The organism is Micromonospora sp. NPDC005205 (genome assembly GCF_040608275.1).
GTDB lineage: Bacteria > Actinomycetota > Actinomycetes > Mycobacteriales > Micromonosporaceae > Micromonospora.
In genome coordinates, this window is record NZ_JBEXHV010000009.1 from 224,692 (window position 1) to 237,140 (window position 12,449).

Annotated in this window: 7 protein-coding genes and 1 pseudogene; 6 read left to right on the forward strand and 2 right to left on the reverse strand. The window is 73.5% G+C overall.

Features of this window, described 5'->3' with window-relative positions; translation table 11 throughout:
* Positions 1–184 precede the first annotated feature (184 nt).
* The 5 genes from murA (at position 185) to ABZU43_RS18805 (ending at position 9,226) form a co-directional block, all read left to right on the forward strand.
* Positions 185–1,540, forward strand: a complete 1,356-nt coding sequence (murA, locus tag ABZU43_RS18785; protein WP_124820727.1) for a UDP-N-acetylglucosamine 1-carboxyvinyltransferase — start codon at positions 185–187, stop codon at positions 1,538–1,540.
* A gap of 113 nt (positions 1,541–1,653) precedes the next feature.
* Positions 1,654–2,247 carry a DUF3043 domain-containing protein gene (locus ABZU43_RS18790; protein WP_355007751.1) on the forward strand — a complete coding sequence of 198 codons (594 nt, stop codon included), beginning with the start codon at positions 1,654–1,656 and terminating at the stop codon, positions 2,245–2,247.
* Between the two features lie 174 nt (positions 2,248–2,421).
* A complete protein-coding gene (locus ABZU43_RS18795; protein ID WP_355007752.1) occupies positions 2,422–2,982 on the forward strand; it encodes an XRE family transcriptional regulator in 561 nt (186 codons plus the stop codon).
* A 383-nt stretch (positions 2,983–3,365) separates the two neighbouring features.
* On the forward strand, positions 3,366–8,183 hold the full coding sequence (locus ABZU43_RS18800) for a WG repeat-containing protein (protein WP_355007753.1): 4,818 nt from the start codon (positions 3,366–3,368) through the stop codon (positions 8,181–8,183).
* Between the two features lie 44 nt (positions 8,184–8,227).
* Complete coding sequence (locus ABZU43_RS18805) at positions 8,228–9,226, forward strand: aldo/keto reductase family protein (RefSeq protein ID WP_355007754.1); 999 nt, start codon at positions 8,228–8,230, stop codon at positions 9,224–9,226.
* Positions 9,227–9,383: 157 nt separating this feature from the next.
* On the opposite strand, the gene ABZU43_RS18810 is transcribed toward ABZU43_RS18805, so the two are convergent.
* Entirely contained in the window at positions 9,384–10,181 is a 798-nt protein-coding gene (locus tag ABZU43_RS18810) for a site-2 protease family protein (RefSeq protein WP_355007755.1), read from the reverse strand.
* On the reverse strand, positions 10,181–10,381 hold the full coding sequence (locus tag ABZU43_RS18815) for a hypothetical protein (protein ID WP_354942506.1): 201 nt from the start codon (positions 10,379–10,381) through the stop codon (positions 10,181–10,183). Before ABZU43_RS18815 ends, ABZU43_RS18810 begins: the two co-directional genes overlap by 1 nt.
* Positions 10,382–10,522: 141 nt before the next feature.
* Here ABZU43_RS18815 and ABZU43_RS18820 point away from each other — a divergent pair.
* Positions 10,523–11,965: pseudogene (locus tag ABZU43_RS18820) on the forward strand (protein kinase); the annotation flags it as partial.
* Positions 11,966–12,449: the final 484 nt, after the last annotated feature.

Below are 12,449 nucleotides of genomic sequence, written 5' to 3' on the forward strand. Positions count from 1 at the left end.
AAAGTGCCGGATCACCGATTAATGCCACACACGCCGATGTGACCGAGTCCTTTTTCGTCACCGAGGGCTATGCTGCCCAAGCGACGACACACGCGAGCCGTTTCGATGTGGCCGCATTCGGGGTAGCGACGACGTTCAGGCACCCCACCATCAACACAGCAGCACCGACGCGCTGGAGGTTGCGTTGACCGACGACGTCCTGGTTGTGCACGGAGGTACTCCGCTCGAAGGGCGGATCCGCGTGCGCGGCGCGAAGAACCTCGTTTCGAAGGCGATGGTCGCCGCGTTGCTCGGCGACAGCCCGAGCCGGCTGTTCGACGTGCCGAAGATCCGCGATGTCGAGGTGGTGCGAGGGCTGCTCGGCCTGCACGGCGTCAAGGTCACCGACGGCGCCGAGGACGGCGAGCTCGTCTTCGACCCGGCGAACGTGGAGAGCGCCAGCACCGACCAGATCAACGTGCACGCCGGTTCCAGCCGGATCCCGATCCTGTTCTGCGGCCCGCTGCTGCACCGCCTCGGGCACGCGTTCATCCCGGATCTGGGCGGCTGCCACATCGGCCCGCGTCCGATCGACTTCCACCTCCAGGCGCTGCGCGAGTTCGGCGCCACTGTCGAGAAGCGGCCCGAGGGGTTGCACCTCTCCGCGCCGAACGGGCTGCACGGCACCAAGTTCGCCCTGCCGTACCCGAGCGTCGGCGCCACCGAGCAGGTGCTGCTGACCGCCGTGATGGCCGAGGGCGTCACCGAGCTGCGTAACGCCGCGGTGGAGCCGGAGATCATCGACCTGATCTGCATCCTGCAGAAGATGGGCGCGATCATCAAGGTCCACACCGACCGGGTGATCGAGATTCAGGGCGTGCCCAAGCTGCACGGCTACACCCACCGGCCGATCCCGGACCGGATCGAGGCGGCGAGCTGGGCCGCCGCCGCCCTGGCCACCCGTGGTCACGTCGAGGTGCTGGGCGCTCAGCAGGCCGACATGATGACCTTCCTGAACATCTTCCGCTCGGTCGGCGGCGAGTACGAGGTCACCGACGCCCGCGCGCCGAAGCTGGGCGACCCGGGTCAGGAGGGCGGCATCCGCTTCTGGCACCCGGGTGGCGAGCTGAACGCGGTGGCGCTGGAGACCGACGTGCACCCCGGCTTCATGACCGACTGGCAGCAGCCGCTGGTCGTGGCGCTGACCCAGGCGCGCGGCCTGTCGATCGTCCACGAGACGGTCTACGAGCAGCGGTTGGGCTACACCGAGGCGCTCAACTCGATGGGCGCCAACATCCAGGTCTACCGGGACTGCCTCGGCGGCACGCCGTGCCGCTTCGGCCGGCGCAACTTCAAGCACTCCGCGGTGATCGCCGGGCCGAGCAAGCTGCACGCCGCCGACCTGGTCATCCCGGACCTGCGGGCCGGGTTCAGCCACCTGATCGCGGCGCTCGCGGCCGAGGGCACCTCCCGGGTGTACGGCGTGGACCTGATCAACCGGGGCTACGAGGACTTCGAGGCGAAGCTCGCCGACCTGGGCGCGCACGCCGAGCGTCCGTAACGTCGCTCACCCATCGTTCGGCTACGACGGCTCCAGGTCGCGCTGCGACCTGGAGCCGTCGGTCGCTGTACCGCGATGTGCACCGGGCGCGGACCGTTGGCTACCCTTGCCGCGTGCCGTCGCTCTTTCGCCGCAAGTCCACCGACCTCGTCGACGAGGCCGTCACCTCGGTGACCCCCGAGGAGACCGCTGAGCGCTCCCGGGGTTACACCCCGGCCAAGGGTCGGGAGACGCCCAAGCGGCCGACCGTCGGCCGTCGGCCGGCCGGCCCCACGCGTCCCCTCACCAAGGAGGAGGAGCGGGAGCGCCGCCGGCAACTGCGCGCCGAGGCGGCGTCGGAGTTCCGCCGCGAGGGTGGCCCCCGCGACCGTGGCCCGGAGCGGCTGCTGGCCCGCAACGTGGTCGACTCCCGGCGTACCGTCGGCACCTGGTTCTTCGGCGGCGCGCTGATCGTGCTGGTCGGGTCGAACGCGGCCATGCCGCCGGTGGTCCGGCTGATCTCCAACGTGCTCTGGGGAGCGCTGGCGCTGGGTGTGGTCGTCGACTCGGTGCTGATCTGCCGCAAGATCAGCAAGTTGGTCCGGGAGCGCTTCCCGAAGACCGACCAGCGGATGGGCTCGCTCTTCCTCTACGCGGTCATGCGGTCGATCACCTTCCGCCGGATGCGCGCTCCGGCGCCCCAGGTCAAGCTGGGCGACAAGGTCTGACCCGAAGGCGGGCTGTCCCACACCTCCAAGATCTGCGCACCATCAGCGAAACTGCTGCCTCAGATATCTGCGAGGCAGCAGTTTCGCCGTAACTGCGCGGATCTTGTCGTGCGTTCTTCATGCTGAACGGGTCGTTGTTCGACAGACCGAACATGTGACCAATGGAGCGAAGGCATGCCTTCGGAACCGGCTGCCCCCCTGGCCACCATCGCCGCCGCCCTGCGCCGGGAGCGGGAACGGGTCGGCATCTCGCTGACCGAGCTGGCCCGCCGAGCGGGGGTGGCCAAGTCCACCCTCTCCCAACTGGAGTCGGGCACCGGAAACCCGAGTGTGGAGACACTCTGGGCGCTGGGCGTCGCCCTCGGTGTGCCGTTCAGCCGGCTGGTGGAGCCCGTCGACGACGGCGTACGGGTCATCCGGGCCGGGGACGGGCCGGACGTCCGCTCGGAGCAGGCCGACTTCAGCGGAACGCTGCTCAGCGCCGGTGCGGCGCACCTGCGCCGGGACGTCTACCTGATCAGGCTCGAACCCGGCGCGGTGCGGGCCGGGCCCGGACACACCCCGCGCAGTATCGAGCACGTGGTGGTCGCCGCCGGCCGGCTGCGGGTGGGGCCCGAGGCGGCACCTGTCGAACTCGAACCCGGCGACTACGCCACGTTCCCCGGCGACGCCCCGCACCGTTACGAGGCGCTCGCTCCCGGTACGTTCGCCGTCCTCGTCATGGAGCACCCCTGAGCGACGTGGGCGATCCCGCCGCAGCCAGGTGATCCTTGAGTGCGGTAAGGTCGGAGTCCAGATTCGCTTATAGGACCAAATGTCCGAAACCAATGGGATAACGTTTGCGCCGGTGGGCGGCAGCACAGTGGCGGTGAGCGAGCCCACGCCGTTACCCTCCATCCGCAGCCACGGCCTGCCGGAGCGGCGATCTGACCGGCGCGTGCGGCCCCAGCGCGACAATTTGCAACGAGGTGACAACGCGTGAGCGAGCGGACGCGAGCCGGCCACCGGGGCGTGGCAGGCGGCGACCGGACGCCCAGCGGTCACCCGACGGCGGCTGCGGACACCTCACCCCCGGCGAGGATCGGCCGAGCGGCCGGGTGTGGCGACGGGCTCGACGGATGAACGGCCGCTACACCGACCGGTGGTCAGACCCGAACGAACCGTCCTGGGTGGTCGAGCCGACCACCGAGTGGCACCCCCAGTTCCCCGGCCAGCGTTACGCCGGCGACATCGGCATGCCGCACCAGCCACCACCGCGCGGACGCGCGACGGTGTCCGGTCGCGCCGAGGTGCCGCCGCTGGCGCCCACCCGCCCGGACGGCACCTACCTCGGCCGGTCCTGGTCCGATGAATCACCGGCGGAACAGGCACCTCACGGCCGTTCCTGGGCCGACGACGAGCCGGGCGAGGCGTCGGCCTACAGCCGACTCCGCAGCGACGAACTCGCGGCCGACGCGTCCGCCTACGGCCGGCCCGACAGCGCTGACTCCCGCCACTACGACCACGAGCCGTACCGTCGTCCGCTGCCCGAGCCACCCCGCCGCGACGACCGCCGCTCGCCCGAGTCGGACCGACGTACCGCCTGGTCCGACCGACGCCCCGCCGACGAGCGAGGTCCCGCTCGGGAAGCCGCCTGGCATCGGGACCAGCCCCACCCCGAGCGGTACGACAGCCGCGGCCCCCGGCAGGAGCCCGCCGAGCGGGATCGGGGTTACCGGGGATCCCCGCCGGTCTCCCCCGCGCCCCGACCCGAACCCGGCTGGGTGCCCGAGCCGGACGACACACCACGTCGGCGCGGCACGCCGGAACGGCCCGCCGCTGGTCACGAACGGCACACCGCCGACGGGTACGGCGTCCGACCCACGCGCGACCACGACGGCCGCGTCGCCGACGGGGTCGACCCGTGGGCATCAGTGGACGGCCGCACGCGATACCGCGCCGACGGGTACCCGGACCGGGCCGCCGACGACCTGCGCCGCCCGGAGTTGCGCTACCGCGCGGACGAGGGGATCGGCGCAGCGCCCTCACCCAACGGTGGGCGACGGCGTCGTCCCGAGCCGGACCTGACCGACCAACCGCGCCTCGACGACGACCGGCGGCGGCCCGACGACGACCGGCGGCGGCCCGACGACGACCGGCGGCGGCCCGACACCGACCCGCACCGGCAGCAGCCCCGTGAGGCGGCGGCCCGGGCCGAGGCGTACCCGGACCGGCGACCCCGCGAGCAGGCCCGCCCGGACGGGTACCGCGACAACGGGTACCGCGAGGACGCCCCCCGTGAGGACGCGTACCGCGAGTTCCGGCCGCAGCCGGGCCAACGGTCGGACGGCAGTCTGCCCTGGCCAGCACCGGGTCCGGTGCGCCAGGACCGCACCTCGGACCGCACCCGGGAGCCCGGCCACCGCACCACGGACCCGCACCGCACCGACCCACACCGCACCACGGAGCCGCACCGCACCACGGACCCGTACCGCGGCGCCGACCCGTACCGCGGCACCGAGCCGGGCGTCTCGTCGCGCCCGGCCGCCCGGCCCGACCGGCCGGCGGCCACGCCGTCCCGGCCTGACGAACGCCCGGCGGCCACTCCGGCACGGTACGACGAACGACAGGTACGCCCGGCCGCCACGGCGCCGCCCGCCTCCGACCGCGCCATGCCGGTCTCCCCGGAGCGGCCCGTGTCGCCAGCACCCGTCTCCCCCGCTTGGGACCGACCGGTGTCAGCCGCCCCAGCTTCCCCGCAACGACCCGTGTCGCCAGCACCCGACTCCCCCACCAGCCGCGGTTGGGACCGACCGGTGTCGGCCGTCCCGGTCTCTCCCGCCTCCGACCGGCCGGTCTCGGGGCCACCCGCCGCGCGCCTGCGGTTGGAGTACCTGCCCGCGCCGGTGGACCCGCCCGGTGCCGACGAGCGCTCGGACGCCCCGTCGGCATCGGGACGCCGGCCGCTGGCCGAACCGCCACCGGCATCCGGACCGCATCCCGCTCCGCCGCCGCGTTACTCCGGCCCGGACAGCCGGGACCGTCCGGCGGACCAGCGGCGCGGCGAGGAGCCCGGCCCGGACCGCCGTCGGGTCGGCGACCCGTTGGCCGGCGCCCCACCGACCGACCGCCGCCCGACCTCCCCGGACCGCTCGCCCTCGGCGGAGCGGCCGCACCCCGCCGATCGACCGGCCGCGCCGGATCGACCGGCCGCGCAGCAGCGCCCGTACCCACCGGAGCGACTGGCACCGACGGCGGACGCCCGCCCGTCGGTGGCCCCGCCACCCACCTGGCAGGCACCGCCGCCGCCGGCGACCCGGTCCGACCCACCCCCGGCCGACCCGCCCCCGGCCGACCCGAGCCCGGTGGCTCCGCCTCCGGCGGCCCCGCAGCCACCGGCGGCGGAGGTCGAGCCGGTGCTCCCGCCGGCCCCCGGTACGCCGCGCCGCTACGTACCCCCGCCGCCTGCGGAAGAGCCGGTGGCGCCCGTTCACGAGCCGGACGACGTCCCGGGCACCCGCGGACCGGAGGCGTGGTTCAGCCCCGCTCAGCCCGCCGAATCCGACCAGGCCGAGCCTGCGACGGACCAGCGTCCGTTCGACCCGGTCGACGACGAGGCCGGCGACCCCGACCGCTCCGCGACACCGGACGCGCACACGTCGACGCCGGCAGCCGACACCCATCTCGGTGTGGCCGACGAGCACGCCAGCGGGTCGGCACCAGATGACGCGTTCGACCCGGTCTCCGCGCCGCCCGCCCACCCGGTCTCCGGTGCCCCGCGGCTCTGGGCGGACGACCTGGACGACGACCCGCAGCCCGGCTTCGACACGGAAACTGTGGATGGCGACCAGCCGGTCTCCGGCGTACCTGTCGTCGCGATGCCCCACCAGCGGACCGAAGCCGACGTCGACGCCGACCAGCAGCCCTTTGCCGCGTCGCCCAGCGCGGACACCGAGCCGGTCGAGCACGACCCGACGGACGAACTCGTGCCACCCGCCGAGCCGACGGACGCGATCGACAACCCGAGCGCGAGCCCGGCGGACGGCTCGCCAGTCGACGAGTGGCGGGGCGACGCGGCGACGCATGTCACGGCTGCGGACGACACGAGCCCGCCCGTCTCGGCACCTCCCGTCCCGGCACCGCCGTTTTCCGCACCGCCCGCCTCGGTCACACCGGTCTCCGCACCACCCGCCTCGGTCACGCCGGTCTCCGTTCCTCCGGCCCCGCCGGTATCGGCGCCACCCGCGGCACCCGTCTCCGCACCGCCTCTCTCCTCCGCGCCCGTCTCCGCACCGCCGGCATCGACCGCAGCTCCGGTGTCCGCACCACCCGCCTCACCGCAGCAGTACTCCGTAGCGCCCGTATCCGCGCCACCCGCGCCGGCACAGCCGTACTCCGGAGAACCGGTCTCCGCACCGCCGGCACCCGCAGCAGAGCCCGCCTCCGCGCCACCGGCCTCGACACCACCGCCCGTCGCAGCGCCGGTCTCCGGACCGCCGGCGTCGGTGGCACCGACCTCCGGACCGCCAGCGTCGGTGGCACCGACGTCCGCGCCGCCAGCGTCGGCCGTACCCGGCCCGAGGAACGGCTCGGACGGGGAGCACGAGCAGGCGTCCGTACCACCCGAAGAAGCACCGCCGGTGGTGACCCGCCCGTCGCTGGCGGACCCGGGCGACCCGGAGCAGGTGCTGGCCGCGTACCGGTGGCGGTTGGACCCGGTCACCCTGCGCGAGGAGCTGACGGAGCCGGACGACCTGCGGGCCATCCGTCGGCGGCTGACCGAGAAGTTGGGCTCGGCGGTCGACAACCGTGCCCGGGCCCGGCTGCTCAGCCTGCGGGCGGTGGCCTCGCGGATCCTCGGCGACCTGGACGACGCGCTGGCCGACGGTCGACTCGCCCTCACCTACGCCGAGGCCACCGGCGAGCTGCGCCGGACCGCGCTGGCCCAGGCCCGGCTGGCCCACGTGCTGCGATGGCGTGGCAATTTCGCCGAGGCCGACCAGCTCTTCGCCCAGGCCAACTCGGTCGAGTTGCCCGACCGGCTACGGGCCGCGCTGCACGAGCACGCCGGGCGGTCCTGTTACGACCAGGGGCGGCTCATGGAGGCGTGCGAGCACTTCGAGAAGGCGCTCGACCTGCGCGGCGCGGGCGACGCCGAACTGCTGGCCCGGGTCCGGGTCGCCCTCGACGCGGTCACCGTCCGGGCCGAGGCGGATGGCTTCGGGGCGTACCCCCGGGGTCGGGACGAGGTGCTCGACCGGGACCGGCCCCCGTTGCCGGACCGGGACGGGTCGCTGTGGGGTTACACCAGCCAGGACGGCGACGTGGTCGTCCCCGCCCGGTACGCCGAGGCGCAGCCCTTCCACGACGGGCTGGCCTGGGTCCGCCGGCCGGACAGCGACCGCTGGTCGCTGATCAACCTGCTCGGTACGACGGTGATCCCGCCGTCCTTCCGGGCCGCGCAGCCGTTCAGCGACGGCCTGGCGTGGGTGGTCAGCGAGGGTGGTTGGACGGCGATCGACGCGACCGGGGCGGTGCAGGTCGCGCCGAACTTCGCCGAGGTACGACCGTTCCGGCGTGGGCTGGCCGCGGTGCGGCGCGAGGGTTGGGGGGCGGTCGACCGGACCGGTCGGGTCATCGTGCCCACCCGCTACCACGGCTTCGTCACCGAGTTGGCCGACGGCCAGAAGATCGACGGTTTCACCGACGAGGGGCTCGCCGTGGTCGACGTGGCGGGTCGGCGGGGCGTGGTGGACCGTACCGGCACGGTGCTGGTCCCGCCGGCGCACCCGATGCTGGTCATCCACCCGGTGGCGTTCCTGGTCGAGAGCGACAACGGGCGGTGGGGCGCGCTGGACCGGCGCGGTGTGCCGCTCATCGATCCGGTGCACCGCGATCGCGCCGAGGTGCTGGAGGAGATCGACCGGCTACTCACCGACGCCAACCCGGTGCTCTGAGTCGCCGGTCGCCGGTGTTGATCCACTGGGGCTAGGGTCGGTACATGGAATTCCGACACCTGGGCCGTTCCGGCCTGATGGTCAGCGAGATCTCGTACGGCAACTGGATCACCCACGGTTCGCAGGTCGAGGAGGACGCGGCGTTCGCCTGCGTCCGGGCCGCTCTCGACGCGGGGATCACCACCTTCGACACCGCCGACGTGTACGCCGGCACCCGGGCCGAGGACGTGCTCGGCCGGGCGTTGCAGAACGAGCGCCGTGAGGGCCTGGAGATCTTCACCAAGGTCTACTGGCCGACCGGGCCCGGCCGCAACGACCGTGGCCTGTCCCGCAAGCACATCATGGAGTCGATCAACGGCTCGCTGCGCCGACTGCGCACCGACTACGTGGACCTCTACCAGGCCCACCGCTACGACTACAGCACCCCGCTGGAGGAGACGATGGAGGCGTTCGCCGACGTCGTCCACTCCGGCAAGGCGCACTACATCGGCGTCTCCGAGTGGACCGCCGCCCAGCTGCGCGCCGCTCACCCGCTCGCCCGGGAGCTGCACGTCCCGCTGGTGTCCAACCAGCCGCAGTACTCGCTGCTCTGGCGGGTCATCGAGACCGAGGTCGTGCCGGCCAGCGAGGAGCTGGGCATCGGGCAGATCGTCTGGTCGCCGATGGCGCAGGGCGTGCTCTCCGGCAAGTACCTGCCGGGCCAGCCGCCGCCGGCCGGTTCCCGGGCCACCGACGAGAAGTCGGGCGCGGGCTTCATCTCCCGGTTCATGAACGACGACGTGCTGACCCGGGTCCAGCAGCTCAAGCCCCTCGCCGAGCAGGCCGGGCTCAGCATGGCCCAGCTCGCCGTGGCGTGGGTGCTGCAGAACCCGAACGTCTCGTCGGCGATCATCGGCGCGTCCCGCCCCGAGCAGGTGCACGACAACGTGAAGGCCGCCGGGGTGAAGCTCGACGCCGACCTGCTCACGGCGATCGACGACATCGTCGAGCCGATCGTCGAGCGGGACGCGGCGAAGACCGAGTCCCCCGCGCAGCGTCCCTGACGTTGTTCCGGCCCGGCCGGCGCGAATCCCTCGCGCCGACCGGGCCGGGTCAGCTCCGCCCGGTCGCCGGGCCGGGTCAGCTTCGCCCGGTCGCCGGGCCGGGTCAGCTTCGCCCGGTCGCCGGGCCGGGTCAGCTTCGCCCGGTCGCCGGGCCGGGTCAGGTCTGCCAGAAGCGGATCAGCTCCAGGCCGGTGGCGTAGAGCCACGACGGCAGACCGAGCAGGTCACCGACCGCGAAGACGGCGTCGAAGAACCAGCCGCCGATGCGCGGGTTCCATAGCAGCGCGAAGAGCAGGATGAAGCCGTACGGCGCGAACAGGTCGTACATCTTGCGCCACTGCGGGGTGAGCCACGGCTGGATCATGTTGCCGCCGTCCAGGCCGGGCACCGGCAGCAGGTTCAGCACACTGGCGGTGAGCTGGAGGAAGGCGAGCAGCGCCACCCCGGCCCAGAACTCCACCGGACCATCCGACCGGGTGCCGACCTGCACCGCCGCCACCAACACCAGCGTGAACAGCACGTTCGTCGCCGGGCCGGCGAGACTGACCAGGGTGTGCCGCAGTCGACCCGGGATGGCGTGCCGGTCCACCCAGACCGCGCCACCCGGCAGGCCGATGCCGCCGAGCAGCACCACCACCACCGGCAGCACGATCGACAGCAACGGGTGGGTGTACTTCAACGGGTTGAGCGTCAGGTAGCCGCGATGGGCGATGTCCCGGTCGCCGGCCCGGTAGGCCACCACCGCGTGGGCGTACTCGTGCAGGCAGAGCGACACCAGCCAGCCGGACACCACGAAGAGGAACACGTTGAACCGGACGTTGCCGTACCCGTTCCAGGTCAGCACCCCGCTGACCGCGAAGAGCGCGACCAGACCGAGGAAGACCGGGCTGGGCCGGAACGCCGCTTTGGGCACGCCGAGGACCAGCCCGTCACCGCCCGGGCGGTCGTAGGCCATCACTCGGCCGTGGGCAGCAGGCTCATCCGGTAGTCCACCCGGTCGTCCTCCAAGAGCGCGACCGAGGTGACGCCGGACGCCGCGAGCTCCCGCCAGGTCTGACCGATCCAGGATTCGGCGTCGGCCTGGCTGCCGAACGACTCCGCCGGTCCCTCGACCGTCTGGCCGTCCGTGCCCTCGTACCGCCAGCTCCACGCCATGCCGCGTCTCCCCTCGCCGCTGAAGTCCCCGTGGGACGAACCCTCGCCAGCGTAGTCGGCCCGGCGCGCAACGGCCGCTCGCTCGCCCCCGCGCCGACGGGGTGGATCAATCCGATCGACGTCGGCCGGTACGGTGGCTCGGTGCTGACACGGGGAGTGCTGCTCGACGGCCGGTACCGGCTGGGCGAGCGGGTGGCGACGGGTGGGATGGGAGCGGTCTGGCGCGGCACCGACGTCCTGCTGGAACGCGAGGTCGCCGTGAAGGTGCTGCTGCCGTCGCTGGTCGCCGATCCGGAGTTCACCGCCCGGTTCCGGGCCGAGGCGCGGATGCTGGCCGCGCTGCGGCACCCCGGCGTGGTGCCGGTGCACGACGTCGGGCAGGCAGTGCTCGACGACGGCAGCCAGGTCGACTACCTGGTGATGGAGTACGTCGAGGGCGAGCCGTTGTCCGCCCGGGTGCGCGCGGTGGGGCGGCTGGATCCGGCCACCACCATGTCGGTGCTGGCCCAGGCCGCCGACGCGCTGCACACCGCACACCTCGCCGGCATCGTGCACCGGGACGTGAAGCCGGGCAACCTGCTGGTCAAGGGCGATGGCACCGTGGTGCTCGTCGACTTCGGCATCGCCCGGTCCCGCGACATGGCCGGGCTCACCGCCGCGAACATGGTGCTCGGCACAGCCTCGTACATGTCTCCGGAGCAGGCCACCGGGCAGCCGGTCTCGGCCGCCACCGACATCTACGCGCTCGGCGCGGTGGCGTACTTCTGCCTCTCCGGGCAGCCGCCCTTCCACGGTGACAACCCGCTCGCGGTGGCGCTGCGGCACGCCCAGGAGGACCCGGCGGCGCTGCCGGCGGACACCCCACCGGCGGTTGCCGCAGTGGTGGCCCGCGCGCTGGCCAAGCGTCCGGAGGATCGGTTCGGCAGCGCCGCTGAGTTGGCCGCTGCCGCCGCCGATGCCCGCGACGCGACAGTGGCGAGCATTCCGGTCTCTGCCCGCCCACCGTGGGCGCTGGCCGCTCCCACCCCGGGCGTCGCGGCTCCCGCCGTCCCGACTTCCGTACCGCCGGCCGGCCCGACTCCTTTTCCGGCAGCCGGCCTGGCTTCCGCACCGTCGGTCGCGGCGACGCCGCCCGCCGGGTCGATGTCGGCTCTACGCCCACCGGCGAGCGTGGCGGTCGAAGCGACGACCGAGCCGAAGCCGACCCGGGAGGACGCGCTCGGGAGCGGGCCGCCGGGCCGACGCCGTCCGCTGCTGGTCGGGGCAGGTGCTGTCGTTCTCGTCGCGCTCGTCGTCGCGGTGGCTGTGGTGGCGCTTCGACCCGAAGCGAAGCCTGGTTCGGCGGACCAGCCACCCGCGCTGGCCGGCGAGTCGGCGGCGGTCACCGACGCACCGCTGCCGCCCGGGGACGCGACCACCACCGGGCCCGGGCCCAGCGCAACGCCGCGGGTCGATCGCACCGCGACGGCCGACCCGACCGGGTCTCCCGCCGACGCGACGACCAGCGGCGAACCCACCGGCGCCGCAATGCCGGGCGGTACGCCGACCGGTACGACCAGCAGCCGACCGACGCCCAGCCGCACCCCGTCCAGCCGGCCCAACCCGTACACGGCCGCCCAGGCGTGCGGCAGCGGCTACCAGGTGATCGACTCGGCGACGCTGACCGGCGGGGACGGGCAGCGCAAGGGCCGGGTCTTCCTGCTGTACCACGGGGGCACCGGGACCAACTGTGTGGTCACCCTCAAGGACACCGCGGTCGGCGCGAAGTCCGCCGCGTCGGCGTACCTGGAGGTGCAGGGCAGGGCCCGCAGCACTGACAGCGGGTCCTTCGACTATTACGCCGGGCCGGTGCGGGCCACCGCCGCCGGGACGTGCGTCAAGTGGGGCGGCACCACCGGCGGCGTCAGTTACGGCAGCGGGTTCGAACACTGCGACTGACCGCCGTGGCGGCGGGTGCAGCGGACCGGGGTCGTGCCGCATTCGGGTGGGGGAACTGGGCGCTTCCCCGCAATGAAGGCGGAACGGACTTTCGATCTTCGGCAGGGTCGGGGCGACGTGCCCGGGCCCG

Bases quoted from the DNA above. Each gene is read 5' to 3' on its own strand.
- ABZU43_RS18795 (WP_355007752.1), top strand. From the start codon at position 2,422: ATGCCTTCGGAACCGGCTGCCCCCCTGGCCACCATCGCCGCCGCCCTG.
- ABZU43_RS18800 (WP_355007753.1), top strand. From the start codon at position 3,366: ATGAACGGCCGCTACACCGACCGGTGGTCAGACCCGAACGAACCGTCC.
- ABZU43_RS18805 (WP_355007754.1), top strand. From the start codon at position 8,228: ATGGAATTCCGACACCTGGGCCGTTCCGGCCTGATGGTCAGCGAGATC.
- ABZU43_RS18810 (WP_355007755.1), bottom strand. From the start codon at position 10,181: ATGGCCTACGACCGCCCGGGCGGTGACGGGCTGGTCCTCGGCGTGCCC.
- ABZU43_RS18815 (WP_354942506.1), bottom strand. From the start codon at position 10,381: ATGGCGTGGAGCTGGCGGTACGAGGGCACGGACGGCCAGACGGTCGAG.